The sequence below is a fragment of the Synechococcus sp. MIT S9509 genome (genome assembly GCF_047303035.1).
Lineage (GTDB): Bacteria > Cyanobacteriota > Cyanobacteriia > PCC-6307 > Cyanobiaceae > Synechococcus_C.
The window spans coordinates 572,525-587,299 of record NZ_CP138940.1; the positions used below are offsets into that span (position 1 = coordinate 572,525).

Annotated in this window: 17 protein-coding genes and 1 pseudogene; 8 read left to right on the forward strand and 10 right to left on the reverse strand. The window is 53.8% G+C overall.

Annotated features, from left to right (window positions below):
• Positions 1–111: 111 nt before the first annotated feature.
• The gene (locus SIB73_RS03200) at positions 112–720 is read right to left on the reverse strand and encodes a hypothetical protein (protein ID WP_413402987.1); all 609 of its coding nucleotides are present in this window, start codon (positions 718–720) and stop codon (positions 112–114) included.
• Positions 721–789: 69 nt separating this feature from the next.
• Entirely contained in the window at positions 790–1,338 is a 549-nt protein-coding gene (locus SIB73_RS03205; protein ID WP_413402985.1) for a methyltransferase family protein, read from the reverse strand.
• Between the two features lie 74 nt (positions 1,339–1,412).
• Between SIB73_RS03205 and SIB73_RS03210 the strand changes: the two genes are divergently transcribed.
• Complete coding sequence (locus SIB73_RS03210) at positions 1,413–2,117, forward strand: SDR family NAD(P)-dependent oxidoreductase (protein WP_413402983.1); 705 nt, start codon at positions 1,413–1,415, stop codon at positions 2,115–2,117.
• On the opposite strand, the gene SIB73_RS03215 is transcribed toward SIB73_RS03210, so the two are convergent.
• Positions 2,118–2,468: a hypothetical protein gene (locus SIB73_RS03215; RefSeq protein ID WP_413402981.1), complete on the reverse strand. Its 351-nt coding sequence runs from the start codon at positions 2,466–2,468 to the stop codon at positions 2,118–2,120.
• Between the two features lie 100 nt (positions 2,469–2,568).
• Here SIB73_RS03215 and purS point away from each other — a divergent pair, with 100 nt between their 5' ends.
• From purS to SIB73_RS03230, 3 genes are read left to right on the forward strand one after another with little or no spacing between them, the layout of a single operon-like run.
• Positions 2,569–2,823 (forward strand): phosphoribosylformylglycinamidine synthase subunit PurS, encoded by a 255-nt coding sequence (gene purS / locus SIB73_RS03220; RefSeq protein ID WP_413402979.1) that lies wholly within the window; start codon positions 2,569–2,571, stop codon positions 2,821–2,823.
• Positions 2,820–3,473 (forward strand): phosphoribosylformylglycinamidine synthase subunit PurQ, encoded by a 654-nt coding sequence (purQ, locus tag SIB73_RS03225; RefSeq protein ID WP_413402978.1) that lies wholly within the window; start codon positions 2,820–2,822, stop codon positions 3,471–3,473. Before purS ends, purQ begins: the two co-directional genes overlap by 4 nt.
• A 3-nt stretch (positions 3,474–3,476) precedes the next feature.
• A complete protein-coding gene (locus tag SIB73_RS03230; RefSeq protein WP_413402976.1) occupies positions 3,477–4,454 on the forward strand; it encodes a S66 peptidase family protein in 978 nt (325 codons plus the stop codon).
• 37 nt (positions 4,455–4,491) lie between these two features.
• Here SIB73_RS03230 and SIB73_RS03235 read toward each other — a convergent pair whose 3' ends face one another.
• The 7 genes from SIB73_RS03235 to accD all read right to left on the reverse strand — a co-directional run bounded on the left by SIB73_RS03235 (position 4,492) and on the right by accD (position 11,250).
• Entirely contained in the window at positions 4,492–5,142 is a 651-nt protein-coding gene (locus SIB73_RS03235; RefSeq protein WP_413402974.1) for a TMEM175 family protein, read from the reverse strand.
• Positions 5,143–5,430: 288 nt separating this feature from the next.
• Positions 5,431–6,504: a class II fructose-bisphosphate aldolase gene (fba, locus tag SIB73_RS03240; protein WP_186537713.1), complete on the reverse strand. Its 1,074-nt coding sequence runs from the start codon at positions 6,502–6,504 to the stop codon at positions 5,431–5,433.
• 126 nt (positions 6,505–6,630) lie between these two features.
• Complete coding sequence (locus SIB73_RS03245) at positions 6,631–7,698, reverse strand: class I fructose-bisphosphate aldolase (protein WP_413402973.1); 1,068 nt, start codon at positions 7,696–7,698, stop codon at positions 6,631–6,633.
• A 296-nt stretch (positions 7,699–7,994) separates the two neighbouring features.
• Complete coding sequence (locus SIB73_RS03250) at positions 7,995–8,714, reverse strand: histidine phosphatase family protein (protein WP_413402971.1); 720 nt, start codon at positions 8,712–8,714, stop codon at positions 7,995–7,997.
• 150 nt (positions 8,715–8,864) lie between these two features.
• Positions 8,865–9,944 carry a Gfo/Idh/MocA family protein gene (locus SIB73_RS03255; RefSeq protein ID WP_413402969.1) on the reverse strand — a complete coding sequence of 360 codons (1,080 nt, stop codon included), beginning with the start codon at positions 9,942–9,944 and terminating at the stop codon, positions 8,865–8,867.
• A 32-nt stretch (positions 9,945–9,976) separates the two neighbouring features.
• On the reverse strand, positions 9,977–10,372 hold the full coding sequence (locus SIB73_RS03260; protein WP_413402968.1) for a hypothetical protein: 396 nt from the start codon (positions 10,370–10,372) through the stop codon (positions 9,977–9,979).
• Positions 10,369–11,250 carry an acetyl-CoA carboxylase, carboxyltransferase subunit beta gene (gene accD / locus SIB73_RS03265; protein ID WP_413402966.1) on the reverse strand — a complete coding sequence of 294 codons (882 nt, stop codon included), beginning with the start codon at positions 11,248–11,250 and terminating at the stop codon, positions 10,369–10,371. The genes SIB73_RS03260 and accD overlap by 4 nt, the downstream gene beginning before the upstream one ends.
• Positions 11,251–11,597: 347 nt before the next feature.
• On the opposite strand from accD, the gene SIB73_RS03270 reads away from it, so the two are divergent.
• The 4 genes and pseudogenes from SIB73_RS03270 (at position 11,598) to SIB73_RS03285 (ending at position 14,739) form a co-directional block, all read left to right on the forward strand.
• Positions 11,598–12,089, forward strand: a complete 492-nt coding sequence (locus SIB73_RS03270) for a hypothetical protein (protein WP_413402965.1) — start codon at positions 11,598–11,600, stop codon at positions 12,087–12,089.
• Positions 12,090–12,115: 26 nt separating this feature from the next.
• A pseudogene (locus tag SIB73_RS03275) lies at positions 12,116–13,297 on the forward strand (S8 family serine peptidase).
• A 45-nt stretch (positions 13,298–13,342) separates the two neighbouring features.
• A complete protein-coding gene (locus SIB73_RS03280) occupies positions 13,343–13,693 on the forward strand; it encodes a hypothetical protein (RefSeq protein WP_413402964.1) in 351 nt (116 codons plus the stop codon).
• 494 nt (positions 13,694–14,187) lie between these two features.
• A complete protein-coding gene (locus SIB73_RS03285; protein ID WP_413402962.1) occupies positions 14,188–14,739 on the forward strand; it encodes a ferritin in 552 nt (183 codons plus the stop codon).
• Positions 14,740–14,775 lie beyond the last annotated feature (36 nt).

Consider the following 14,775-nt stretch of genomic DNA (forward strand, 5'->3'; position numbering starts at 1 on the left):
TTCCCTCAACAGCGACACTCAGAGCGTGAGTGGTGCGTCACTGTTCAGGACTGTGACAAAGAGTCCTGAACAGCGGCAACTGTCGCTGCCGGGGTCTATGAGATCAACCATTCAATTGAGAACCTCCAGTCGATCCGTGCCACTGCGTTCGATCAATTGAGCCAGTTCGAGCATGTCGGATCTGTTGACCAGGCCGATGCAGCCGAGGGTGCCGCTGTTGTCGTTCTGAAGTCCTGCGCTGGGATCCAGGTGGATCCCGAGCACGCGGCGGCCGGTGGTGAAGGTTGGCTCGATGCTGATCCACACAGGACCAAGCTCGGGGTAATCACCATCGATCAGGGGTTCGACGACCCCCACGCTGTAACGGCCGATGGGCAGGGGCGCACGGCTGCCGAGCTGGTCACGATTGGCGTTCTGTCGGTTCGCCCGGCCACTGACGGCATCGAACCGTCGCAGCGGTTCACCTGGAATCTCAATCTTGAGGTCCCAGATGGGGTCTCCGGTCGTCTGCAGTCGTCGATCGGTGCGTTTCAGAACGAGGGTGGGGACGGGATCTGGCTTTGGCGCTGCAGGTTCAAGCAATGCCATCAAGGACTGGCGTTTGAACGGTTTGACATCGGCCTTTGCCTCAGGCATCACCCAAGCGCCTGCCAAAACCGTGGCCAGGGTCAGACCTGAGAGCAGGCTGCTGAACAGAGGACGAGTTCTGGCGATTTGCATCCCGTTGGCAGAAAAACGTGCCTTTCCTAGAGGGGATGATTATTGCCTGATGAATGAATAAACGGTTGTTCAGCTGGCCTCGAGTCGGCGCCAGTCCAACCCCGGGCAATGGGCGACGATGGCCGCCGTCGTTTTCATGTAGTCCGCATAGGAGGGAAGCATTCGAAGCAGTGCGCGCTCCTCGCGTCGGGCCTTGCCTGTCAGCACAGAGACCAGAGCGAGAAACAGCAGAAGATGGAACAGGCTCGCCAAAGCGATCACCACTCCCAGAGAACAAACCAGAACCGCCCGATAGAGCGGATGGCGGCAGTGTGCGTAGACCCCGCTGGTGACCAGATCAGCTCCCGGTTTCGGATCCGGTAGCGGAGACAGGCTCGGCCCCAGTTTCAGAAATCCCTGGACAGCGAGAATCAGTCCGATGGCCAGGGTGATCAGGCCCACAACTTGAGCAGTATGAGGCCAGGCGATCCCGAAGAATCCTGGCTTTGGCCATGCAGGGATCAGATGACAGGTGATCAGGGCCAGCTGCGCCAGCAACCACCACTCACCGCGCCGGTTACTGAACCAGCCGCCCCAGCTCAGCCCCCAGCCTTTGAAAGCGGCTTTCCAATCGGTCACGGCGAGGTGGCTCCACTACTGCAAAGGCTGTCCCGTCGATGGGACCATGCTCCAATCCTGACCTCCCATGAACGATGAGAACCGTTGTGATCACAGGTTCCAACCGGGGGATTGGAGCTGCGGTGGCTCGCAGGCTGATCGATCAGGGGCATCAGCTCTGCCTGGCAGTGCGGGATCCCGAGGCCTTGCTGGGAACTGATCTGGATCCAGCGCAAGCTCCAGCCCGCCTCATGTCATGCCCCTATGACGCTCGCGTTCCTGAGAATGCTCAACGGGTTGTCGAGGCAACCCTGAACCGGTTTGGATCGCTGGACACGCTCATCCACTGCGCCGGAATCCTGCATCGCACGCCCCTGCTGTTTAGTGATGAGCAACGGTCTGAACCGGATGAACTCTGGAAGGTGAACGTGATGGGTCCCTGGTGGTTGACCCGAGCTGCCTGGCCAGCCCTCGTTGACTCTGGACGGGGTCGGATTCAGGTGCTGGTCTCGATGAGCGGCAAGAGGTCCAAAGGTTCGCTTGCTGGATATACCGCTTCCAAATTCGCATTGATGGGCCTTTGTCAGACCATGCGCAACGAGGGGTGGGAGAACGGCATTCGCGTGACCGCCGTCTGTCCCGGTTGGGTGAATACTCGGATGGCTGCAGGGGTCAAGACGATGCCTCCTGAGCAGATGACCCAGCCCGAGGATCTGGCCAGCCTCTGCGCGCATCTGCTCACGCTCCCATCGGCGGCAGTCCCCTTTGAGTGTGCTGTTAATGCATCGCTTGAGCGCTGATCAATCCAGAGGGATCTCTCCTCGGGCACAAACGTCGTTCCAGCAGAGCGTTCGTTCCGCGATCCAACGGGCCTGAACGCCTGTCCAGTCGCCATTGTCATTTAGCTGCATCTTCATGTGGCCGCTGCCGTCATGGTTGAAGCGGACGACATGGTCTTCGAATGCCAGCTGCCAGCTGGAGCCCGGTTGATCGCTTTCGTATCGACAGTTCTGCCACTCCTGATGCTGTTGCCTGCATTCAATAGGCACGCTGACCGCTGGGCGCGCCTGCGCAGCCAGGCCGAGCCCAGCGGTCAGCAGCACACTGGCCTGGCTGATTGAGCGGATCAGTTGAGCCAGTGAATGGGGCACGTACTGGCCTGCGCAGCAAGGGTCTCCTTTCAACCTGCATTTCGTCGAACGAAAGCGGTCCCCTGGCCTGCCAATATTTAACAATTGCCTTTCGGAGCCCGTGCCGCGTTACCAAGCCCGCGTTCTGGTGCACCTGCGCCCATCGGTTCTCGATCCAGCCGGTGAGGCGGCCAGGGCTGCAGCGTCGCGCCTGGGTGTGGATGGTGTGGAACGCCTGCGCATCGGCAAGGCCGTGGAGCTGGAGCTTGAGGCCTCGGATGAGGCCGCAGCACGTCGAAGCCTTGAGCTGCTCAGTGATCGGCTGCTTGCCAATCCTGTGATCGAGAACTGGACTCTTGAGCTGACCCAGTCATGAGCATCGGGGTTGTCGTTTTTCCCGGATCGAACTGTGACCGTGATGTTCGCTGGGCGACCGAGGGCTGTCTGGGGATGCCCACGCGGTACCTCTGGCATGAGGAAAGGGATCTGAGCGGACTGGACGCGATTGTTCTTCCAGGGGGATTCAGTTATGGGGACTATCTGCGCTGTGGTGCAATCGCCAGATTTGCGCCGGTCCTCGAATCACTGCTGAGTTTCGCTTCAGCCGGTGGGAGAGTTCTGGGCATCTGCAACGGCTTTCAGGTGTTGACGGAACTGGGACTGCTTCCAGGTGCACTGACCCGCAATCGAGATCTTCATTTCATTTGTGAGGACACGCCTCTTTCCGTGGTCAGCGGTCGCACGCCCTGGTTGTCTTCCTGCGGCGGTGGACGTCGGTTCTCATTGCCCATCGCCCACGGTGAGGGGCGATATCAATGCAGTGACGACACGCTGAAGCAGCTCCAGGACGATGACGCCATTGCACTTCGGTACTGCAGCAATCCCAATGGATCCGTCTCCGATATCGCAGGCATCACCAATGCCTCGGGATCGGTGCTTGGTCTGATGCCTCACCCTGAGCGAGCCTGTGATCCACAGACTGGCGGCACTGCAGGTCGGGCCATCCTCGAAGCGCTTCTCTCCTGACCCATGCGTCGTCGTTCTCTTCTGGCGTTGTCCGCCAGCTCGGGAGTTGGTCTGTCACTATTCGGCAGCCTCGGTGGTCATGCCAGATCGATGTCCAGACCGCGCCAACCGAGAGCAATCGCTCCACTTCGTCGGGGTTCACGGTTGAGAGCCATCAACCCTGGTACCTGGATTGACCCTGATACCGATTTCAGCCCTCTGAGCAAGCGTTGCGAAGAGCAGGGCTGGATTCTTGAAATTCCGGAGGACGTCAAAGGTCAGTGGCAATGGTTCTCGGCAACCGACAATCAGCGGCGCGCTTCGATCGAAGACGCCTGGAACGATCCCACGCTCGATGGGGTTTTCTATGTCGGCGGCGGCTGGGGCGCTGCGCGAGTACTGGAGTCCGGACTGAGATTTCCCAAGCGCCCGTTCTGGTCTCTTGGTTTCTCCGACAGCAGTGCCCTTCTGCTTGCACAGTGGCAGGCCGGTTTGCTGGGAGCCATTCACGGCTCTGCCTGGGGACTGGATGAACAGTGGCAACGCACGGTTGACCTGCTGAGCGGACGACCAACGCAACCTCTTCAAGGGCGAGGGGTACGCGGTCGCATGGCAAGGGGGCGTCTGGTGGTGACGAACCTCACGGTTGCAACACATCTGATCGGCACACCCTGGTTTCCTGATCTACGCGGATCCATTCTGGTGCTCGAGGATGTGGGCGAAGCGCCTTATCGGGTCGATCGCATGCTCACCCAGTGGCGCAGCGCTGGTTTGTTCAAGGGGTTGGCAGGAGTGGCCTGTGGTCGCTTCAGCTGGAAAGAAGACGATGTTCTTCCCGGCGATTTCTCCATGCCGGAAATCCTTGAAGAACGTCTCAGTGATCTCGGCGTACCTCTTCTGATGGATCTTCCCCTTGGTCATGGTCTGCCGAATTGGGCACTACCTCTTGGACGCGAAGCATTGCTCGATGCTTCATCAGGCCAGCTCACTCTGCAGGCCTAAAGAGTCTCGTTCAGCGCCTCTTGTGTGTCTCATGTCTTCAGTTTTTGCCTCTTCTTTTTCTCAAGAGCAAGTCCATTGGAATCATCCCAAGAGCCAGAAAGGGCACGAATTGAGGCGAAAATTCTGCGGCAAAACCAATCAATAGAAAAGCGGCAGCGAAGCTTGCACCACGATAATTTTTGAGTCCTGAACCCTCACGGCCTTTGATGAGGACTGACTGCTCAAGCAGCTCGGGCTTCTCCCAGGCATGGATTGCGATGAGCCATCCAATGCCGCTAATCAATGCAAGAGTCCACCAGTAGAGAAGGCCAACCCCCTTGCTTGCATTCATCTGCTCATCATTCAAAGAACCATAGAGTGCTGTGGGCCAGGGAAGAAAAACAATTAATGCCATCCATAATGAATTTAGCCAGAAAATCGTTCCATCAAAAGTTCTCATCGAATTGAAGACCTGGTTGTGCTTAAGCCACAGCAGGGAAAGGATTAAGAAGCTCAACCAAAATGCAAAAATCTGAGATGAGTTCTCGCCAATCAGTTGCCATATTGAGTCTTCTCCTGTCGATTTGATGTCAACCAGTGGTAGCAGTTGAAGGGTGATAGCAATCGCAACAACTGCATCAGTGAAGTTGATCAGTCGGTCGAATGATCGCCGCTGAACGGGCGAGATTGAATTCTGTTCGCCGTCCATTCGTGCTTGATCAAAGTATTCCTATGCTAGATCTCTCCTTGCTCTTTGCTCACCTCTTCGTGGGTGATTCGATCAGTTTGATGATTAAATCGAATGTTGTAAGTTTATTTGTTTGGATGCTGCTCTCTGAGATTGCTTTGTTCAATCAGTTTTCTTGGGGCAGATGATGATTGATGGAGGTTTGATTCGCCATTGCACGAGTCGCCGCTGAATCTTTGAATTCTTCGAATAACCATAAAAAAAGGGGCCTGATGGCCCCTGTTCGGTGCATGTTGTGAGATCAGTTGATCAGACAGCAACAGCAGCTTTGGGATCCAGTGCGCCTTTGGCATAGAGGCCGGCGTAGTAGGTGATGCTCTGCTGTTGAATCTTGCTGGCGTTGCCAGCAGCCCAGAACTGCTGATAGCGGTCGAGACAGACCTGCTTCATGTATTTGCGCGCTGGCTTGTTGAAATGGCGGGGATCAAAATTGGCCGGATCAGCGATCGCCGCCTCACGCACTGCCGCAGTGAAGGCCAGGCGATTGTCGGTGTCGATGTTCACTTTGCGAACACCGTTGCGAATACCTTCCTGGATTTCCTCCACGGGAACCCCATAGGTTTCTGGAATTGAACCACCGTGCTTGTTGATCATCTCCAGCCACTCCTGGGGCACAGAAGAAGAACCGTGCATCACGAGGTGCGTGTTGGGGATCGCTTTATGAATCTCAGCGATTCGGCTGATCGCCAGCACTTCACCGGTGGGTTTTCGGGTGAATTTGTACGCGCCGTGGCTGGTGCCGATCGCGATGGCCAGCGCATCGCACTTGGTTTTGGCCACGAAATCGGCGGCTTCTGCAGGATCAGTCAGCAGCATGTCCTTCGAAAGTTCACCCTCGAAACCATGGCCATCCTCAGCTTCGCCTTTCCCCGTTTCGAGTGAGCCCAGGCATCCCAGTTCTCCTTCGACGCTCACCCCGACTGAGTGGGCGAAATCAACAACCTGTTTGGTGACAGAGACGTTGTAGTCGTAGCTGGCAGGTGTCTTGGCGTCAGCTTCCAGCGATCCATCCATCATCACGGAGGTGAATCCGTTGATTGCTGCCGAATAGCAGGTGTCAGGAGCATTGCCATGATCCTGGTGCATCACCACGGGAATATGGGGATAGGTCTCGGTTGCGGCGAGGATCAGGTGACGCAGAAAAATTTCACCTGCATAGCTGCGCGCGCCACGGGAAGCCTGCAGGATGACCGGACTGTCGGTCTCGTCGGCCGCTTCCATGATTGCCTGCACCTGCTCAAGGTTGTTGACATTGAATGCAGGGATGCCGTAGCCGTTTTCGGCAGCATGGTCAAGCAGAAGCCGAAGCGGAACGAGCGCCATAGAGAAAGTCCAAAAAAAAGCCCTATCGGACTCAAAGGTCCGTAGGGCAAAGACTTTACTGAATGGTGTTCAATTTGTCACGCACTTTCGTTGCGCAAGTGGCTTAGGCGGGTGCGTGATGCCGGATCAGTAGGTGTAGCCGGCTACGAACAGTTGCTCGTCGGAGGATGGCTGGGAGCCGGCCACATAGCGGCCGAGTGATGCTTCCGAGTTGGCCTGTGCCCTAGCCAGCAGAGCTTTCTGGCCAGCTTCCAGATTTGTGCCAGCCCATCCCTTCAGGCAGGAATGCTGCAGTGCTCTTCCGTAGGAGAAGCCAAGATTCCATTTCGCTTTGCGCTCGATGGTGTTCATGTTGTTGAGGTAGACCGAAGCGGCTTCTTCGCTCAGGCCACCTGAGAGGAACACAATGCCGGGAACGCTGGCGGGAACGCTGCGCTCGAGGGTGCGCACCGTCATGGCGGCAACTTTGGCCGGATCTGCTTTGTCAGAGCAATCTGCTCCCTGGACGGTCATCGATGGCTTGAGAAGAGTTCCCTCGAGCAGAACACCGTTGGCCTGACAGGCGTGATAAACCTCCTGGATCACGTGTTCCTGGATGCGAGCTGTGGTTTCAATGGTGTGATCACCATCCATCAGGATTTCAGGCTCAACGATTGGCACCAGGCCTGATTCCTGCACTGAGCGGGCGTAGCGAGCAAGCCCCCAGGCGTTTTCGCGCACGGACAGGGGGGAAGGACAGCCATCAGACGTGATCTGAAGAACAGCGCGCCATTTTGCGAAACGTGCTCCCTGGGCGTAGTAGTCGGCCGCACGTTCGATGAGCCCGTCAAGTCCGGTGCAAAGGGTTTCAACAGAGCCTGCGCCTGCAAGTGGGCGCAGGCCTTTGTCAACCTTGATGCCTGGGATGATGCCCAGCTTGCCCAGTTTGCTCACCATGGACTCGCCGTCAGCATGGTTCTGGAAAAGGGTCTCTTCGTAAAGAATGGCTCCGCTGATGAATTCTCCGAGCCCGGCGGTGGTGAAGAGCATCCCGCGATAAGCCTGACGATTGGCTTCGGTGTTCTCGACTCCGATGGAACCAAGGCGCTTGCCGATGGTTTTGGTGGATTCATCAACGGCAAGAATTCCCTTACCAGGAGAAGCAAGGGATTGCGCTGTTGCGATTAGCTCAGAGGAATAGTCAGACAGTGCCATTTGATTCTTCGGAATTGAAGGAGTCTCGGGGTCTTGAAGACAGCCTTATTTACGCCGTTTACACCTCTGAGTAGTATTTGTTGCTTAGCAAACGTATTATTTGATTCGCAAGGGTGGCGATGGTTGCCTTGAAGCGTCAACTCGGTTAAGCGATTTTGGCAATCGAGGGTGGGTCGCAGCTGGATTTCAATTTTTTGGCCAGATTTCTGCCTGTTGATTTGTTCAGTCATAAAAAAGCTGGCTCCTGTTGGGAGCCAGCTTTGCTTCAATCAGCGTTTTAGTCGGGACCGACCGTGTCAGTTCTGTGCGAGTGATTGCCACTGATTGGGATTGATCTTGGCCACCAGATCAAACTTGCCATCACCAAGAGGCTTTGCGATGTAGGCGACGCCCATTGGTGCCGGATAAATTCCATTCTCAGGAATGATTGGCATCGTCACACCCTGGAAGGGATCATCGTGTCCAACGAGAACGGTGTTTTTTCCGGTCTCAGGCAGGGCCGACATCAAGGGAGCGACGCGTGCTGCGTATTCCTTGTATTCCTCAGGAGTGCATTCAACGCAGGGCAGGAAGTTCAGATTTGAATTCTTTGTGTATCTGCCAAAAGCCAGATCAGCTGTGTTGTAAGCACGGCAGTAGTCACTTGAGATGACATCTCCAACAGGTATTCCTGCTGCCTTGATGCCTTCACCGATCACTTTGGCATCGGCTTTGCCTTCGTCGCTCAAGCGGCGCTGGGTGCTGCAATCGGAAAGATCCAGATCTGGACTGGCCTGATCACCCCAGTCCTTAACAGTCTTGGCGTGTCGGATGTAGATGACATGACCACCATCTCTCAAAGCGCTGACAAGGTCAGTGTCGTCGAGTTTGTTGACAAAGTTCTCACCGTTCTGTTCTCCGGAAAGAGTGGTGTCATTCTGCTCGTAAGCTTCAACCTGGCTGTTACTTGCATCAGCCTGTTTTGACTGATCTTTGGATGAATCATCACTGACTGATCCTGAGGAGCAGGCTGCCATCAGCAGGAGAGCAGCAAAACAGGTTGCTTTTTTAAGCATTGATCAAATGAATTTCTTTTATTAAAGCGATTTCATCGATCGATAACATTTTGTTGGTTACTCCCGACTGTTGCTGTTGATACGGCGATTCAAGGGGTTTTCCCTTAGCTCTCAGCAGGAAGATAGTGATTGGTCGCAGGCGACCTGGCTGGCAAGACCTTCGGCGAGTCCAGGCACCATCGGGCGTCCGCTGCGAATGCTTTCAGCCCACCAGCTCTGCACACGGGCGACCGGGGCCACGCGTCCATCACTCCAGGTTGTCGGGAAGCGCAGATCCTCATCCGGCTGGACATTGCGAGGAGCTTCTCCATCTCGCTGCATGGTCAGTGAAAAGCCATGCACGTAATCCTTCTGATTTTCACTTCCGAGAACCAAACTACCTTCGGATCCATAGATCTCAATCCAGCAGCCACGACCATTTCGAGCAACTGAAGACAATGCCACCTGTGCGGGCACCGTCTCTCCCTGATGGCTGCTCAGGTTCACATTGATCAGGGCGATGTCTTCAGCGTCAACGGGCTGCATCAGCCCCGCGGTATCAGGTCGCTGATTAATCGCTGTGCACGTCACTGTCTGGGGCTCACCGACGGAACCGATCAGCCACGCCAATGTGTCGAAGGCGTGGGTCCCGAGTGCCCCGAGAACCCCTCCCCCCTGGTTGGCTTGTGAATACCAGTTCCAAGCTCGCTGCGGGTCGGCTCTGCTGCTCATCAGCCAGTCAAATTTCACGAGCCAGGGCTGTCCCACGGCACCTTGCTCTAGAAGGCGCGCGGTCTGCTGAAACAGAGGAACAGCTCTGTACTCGAAATCAACGGCAACGCTGAGCCCTCTGCTGATGGATTCGCGCTGCAAATCCGCCACCTGCTGAGCGTTGAGGGCCACAGGCTTTTCGAGCAGAAGGTGCTTTCCCGCTTTCAGAGCTTGCATCGCCAGCTCGTACCGGGGGGCCGGAGGTGTGGCGATGATCACTGCCTCGATCCTTGAATCATTGAGGAGCGAAGTCCAGGACGCGTGTCCCTTCAGCCCGGATTGGCTGCAGGCCTGGTCAAGACGCTCCTGACGGTGGTGCCAGAGAGCGACAGCTTCCAACCCGGGGACAGTCTCAAGAGCTGGAAGATGCACCGCCTCGCCAAAGCCGAGACCGGCGATGGCAACCCCAATCGGGTGATGAGCTGAAGGACTGGAGGTCATTGTGAACCGTGCAACAAATGGAGGTGAAACAGTCAGGTCAGCCCGGAACTGCAGACGGCGTTGATGACTTCCGTGATCAGATCATCCTTGGCGGGAGCTTCCCAGTCAGCTTTGAACCGCGGCAGTCCATTTTTCTGAGTGTCGCGGTACAGCGACTGATCGCAATCAATCTCCATCACCACAAGAGTTCCCAGAGCGGGTGAATCGTCTTCGGTTTTGAGGCTGTAGCGACTGAGAACCGACACATTTCCCCCCTTCGTTCTGCGGACGCTTCCTGCGTCCCACCATTGTTGACCTTCGCTGGTTGACGGCACTTCCCGCCAATCGACAGGACCAGCGAACACCGGTTGAGCCCCAAAGACCATCAGCAGTGCCAGCAGTGTTGATGCCAGCCATTGTTGAAGGGATTTCCTCAGACTTGATTTCATGCCTGGACCGTCACCTCAGGGCGACAGCCATGCAGATTTAAAAGCGTTGCCAATGTGGTCTTCAGCTGAGTTCTCGGCACGATTGTGTCAACGAATCCATGCTCCTGGAGGTATTCCGCTGTCTGGAAGTTATCGGGAAGTTTTTCCCGCAGGGTCTGTTCAATGACTCTCCGTCCGGCAAAGCCGATCAGAGCCTTCGGTTCGGCAAGAATCAAGTCGCCGAGCATGGCAAAGCTCGCCGTGACTCCTCCTGTGGTGGGGTGTGTCAGCAATGGCATGTAAAGAACACCTGCCTCTCGATGGCGTTCCAGGGCCCCGGAAATTTTGGCCATCTGCATGAGGCTGAGCATGCCTTCCTGCATGCGTGCACCCCCTGAGGCGCAGACGATCAGCAGGGGCAGGCGCTTGGTTGTAGCCACCTCAATCAGACGGGTGATTTTTTCACCCACCACTGAACCCATGGATCCACCCATGAAACGGAAATCCATCACTGCAAGGGCCATGGGGATCTCATTCACCCGACACAAACCTGTGATCACTCCATCGCGAAGCCCAGTGCTGGCTTGGGTTTCACGCAGTCGATCGGCATAGGCACGTCGGTCCTTGAACCCAAGTGGGTCGGTGGGAGTCAGGTCTTCATCCAGGCCTTCAAAGCTGCCTTCATCAGCAATGATCGCGATTCGTTCAGCGCTGAAGATGCGGTGGTGATAACTGCAGTTGCTGCAAACGCTTGCGTTGGCACGCAGATCTTTGCGGTAGACCACCTGGGAACATTCCGGACATTTGCTCCAGAGGCCATCTCCTTCCTCAGGCTCCTGTGCGACCTTGACCACGGACTGCCCCTTACGTCGATCAGCGAACCAGTCGAAAAGGCTCATATCTCTTCGGTGCTCAGGTCTGACCTGAGATCTTAATTGCTGCTAGTCAATCGACCAAAACAACAGCCCCCTGCAGGAACAGCGTCGGGTTCCATCTTGGAGGATGTACGTATCACAGAACCGTTACATCTTCAGTGAGCTGCCTGGACCCGCACAGTGGCTTTCATTCAATGTGTTGGCCCATTCCAGCATTGAACAAATGCTTGGCCGTTGATTCACTGCATTTTTGGATTCTGTAGTGTTGATTGTTTTTCAGGCTTAGAATTCATCTCTGAAAATTCTCAGATGAAAATATGCTCTTAACCCCTGGTGCACATCTTGAAAGCTGAGCCTCCAGAAATCGCTCCATGAACCTTGAGGGAATTCAGATTCAGCCAGGTGAAGTGAAAACATTCAGCACTTCATTTGCAGAGCTGCTGGCGGCTTATGCAAATGTCGAAGATCTCGAAGCAGCGGTCAGGTTTTCAGTTCTTGATACAACAAATTTATATGTGACTTTGTCGAGTTTGCCAGCCGATTTTGATCTGTACATCGGCGAGATTAATCCAGATACTAACGGGCCATATTTTGATGTTAATGATGACATTTATACTGTTTACAATAGTTCTACAAATCCCGGTCTTGAGCCGGAGCTTGTTTTTGGTCGCTTGAATCCAGGTGATTACTGGCTGCAGATTGTTACACGGGTTGGTGGAAACGAGGAATTGCTGGATGTCGAATTTGAATGGTCTTTGGATGGGCAAACCTTTGATGAAATCACGTTGTTAAGCAACGATGAATTTCTTCCTTTGCAATGGCATTTGTTTAATACAGGTATCGTCGTAACTGGAGTGATATAGGTGGTCAATGGCTCTCTGCTCCCAATGTGGATATTGGTGCACCTGAGGCCTGGAATTTGGTATTCAATGCAGATATTCCGATAGCTATCATCGATTCGGGCGTTGATGTTACGCATCCAGATTTAATCAGTAATCTTTGGGTCAATCCTGGTGAAATTCCGGGAAATGGTGAAGATGATGATAATAATGGATTCACCGACGATATTCATGGCTGGAATTTTGTAAATGATACGCCTGACATGACTGTTGATGCTCATGGCACGCATGTGGCAGGAATCAGTGGTGCTCAAGGAAATAATGGGATTGGTGTTTCAGGGGTCGCCTGGAACACTCAGTTGATGGTGCTTGATGTTTTTGGTGGTAATCAACGAACAGAGGAATCTGATGTTCAAGAAGCGCTTTATTACGCGATCGATCATGGTGCCAAGGTGATCAATATGTCATTGGGAGGGAACAAAAAAATAAGTCCACAGGATTTTCTAGCCCGTTCAGACTCTTTTGTTGAGCAATACAAAGCAGTGTTTGAATATGCTTATGAGCATGATGTATTCATTGCGATTGCTGCTGGTAATGAAGGCTCAGAATTTTCTGATCGGCGTCAATGGGATAACGTGGGTAACTTTGATTAATTCACGGTTGCGCCGGCTGTATTCAGCCAGCTGTTCGGCAATATTGCATCCGTAGGGTCTTCCAACGCTCAAAACTATCAGTCGAGTTACAGCAACTATGGGCAGTCGATTTCGATCAGTGCGCCGGGTGGTGATGGAGGCACTGTCGTGGTTGACCGCGACGAATTTGGGATACCTCGATATGCATCCACAGATCAGGCGCAAATTCTCAGCACTTTGCCTGTAGGGACTTGGGATGTGGGTGATGGAAATTATGGGTATTCCGTCGGCACATCAATGGCCTCACCGGTGATTGCAGGTATGGCGGGACTGATTCGTTCGCAGGATTCGTCCATTACTGCGACTGAAACACTGGCAATTTTAAGAGCTGGAGCTATTCAGAATCGACGTCTCAGATTTGGAGTGAATCAAAATTTTCAAGCTAATCTTTATCGATCTTTGCTGCTTGCACAGGGCTGGCAGGGGCCGGACACGCTCACAGGTATTGGTCAGGATATTGCTCCTGTACTCAATCTTTCATCACTCACGACAGCGCAGCGTCTGACAGGTACGCTCGACTGGAGTGGGCAAACTCCCTAGGATCCTGTTATTGGTTTTTATCAGGTTCTTGATCTAGAAGGCACCGTGCTTGATGCGCTGGGTAATCCTGTTAAGCCAGGAGATGCTAATTATCAATCCGTTGCGCTTGGTGCTGGAAATGTCGTAGATCAACTTGACGGCATAGGTTTAGATGCGAACACTTCAAACTCAATTGACTATGTATTAAGTGGTTCCATAAATGGGGTCTATCTAGCGCCTTATGCGGTGCTGGAGGGCAGTACCTGGTTCGCTTGGGACGAGGTTAACAGTGATGGGCTTGATCATTTCAAGGTGCTTGACGAGAATCAATTTGGATTTCTTGCAGCATTAGAATCAGGCGATAATGACAGCTTCACCGATGTGGTGATGACATTCTCCAGTTCGCAAATTCTTTAAAGACTTCACTTGCACGACTTGGCTTTTTGGGTCAGTTTTGTTCGACCAATGCCATTCATTTTGACAAGGATTGAATTGCTCTTCTGATCGTGCGATGTTCTGTTGTTTGACTCGTTTTGAAGCTGGTGCTTGAGCGGATAATTTGGTTTTAATTGCATATGTACACCCTCTCTCGCTCTGCTTGATTCTGCCCTCCTGTTATCAGTGGTCGCTCAGATGGGTTCATTTTGTATTGTCTCCCCTCGCTAATAACCACCGGGCCAGATGGAGTCCAGTGCTTGTTCATTCTGGTGAAGGTGGCGATGATGTGTTTTTGCTGCCCTTGAAAATATTTTTCTGATTCTTTTCAGTCGTGGCATTGTATGCGAGTTGAGACGTCGCTTTGACAGCACGTAACATTTGTCACCCCTGCATTGGGTTTTGCTCGGTTTTAATCTTTGCTTCCTGGCTTGACTGCAACTACATGCCTATAAAAAATTATCAGCTTTTTTTTCATGGCATCGCATACCTCCGCAATCAATGATCATCTCGCGCTTGAGTTTCAGGCCAGTCATACATATCTGGCGATGTCAATCTGGCTGCGTGAGCGAGATCTGATTGGATTCTCCAGCTACATGCTGAACAAAAGCACTGAAGAGCGAGGCCATGCTTCAAGGTTTATTTCTTATCTTGTGGACAGCGAAAGTGAAGTGCAGCTACCCACAATCAATTCACCTGAAAGGGAGTGGCAATCCGTTAAAGCCCTCTTCGACAAGGTGTACGAGATGGAGAAAACAGTCACCAAGTCGATCAGCAATATTTACGCACTTTGCGAAAAGGAGAATGACAGAGCTGCTACTGCCATGCTCGATTGGTTTGTAGGCGAGCAGTTGCAGGAAGAAGCAGAAGCCCGATTTGTTCTGAAGCGTTTGCGTCTTGCGGACACCAGTTCCGCAGCATTGATTCTGCTTGATCAGCAGTTTCTCGACGGAACGTTGTTGGCCAATGTCAAAGCAGGAGGAGCCTTTGACATCGCAGGTGCCGGCGGAGGCGGTGCTGCGGTCTGATCGTCTGCAGATTTGCTTGCCTGGTCTGTTGATTGA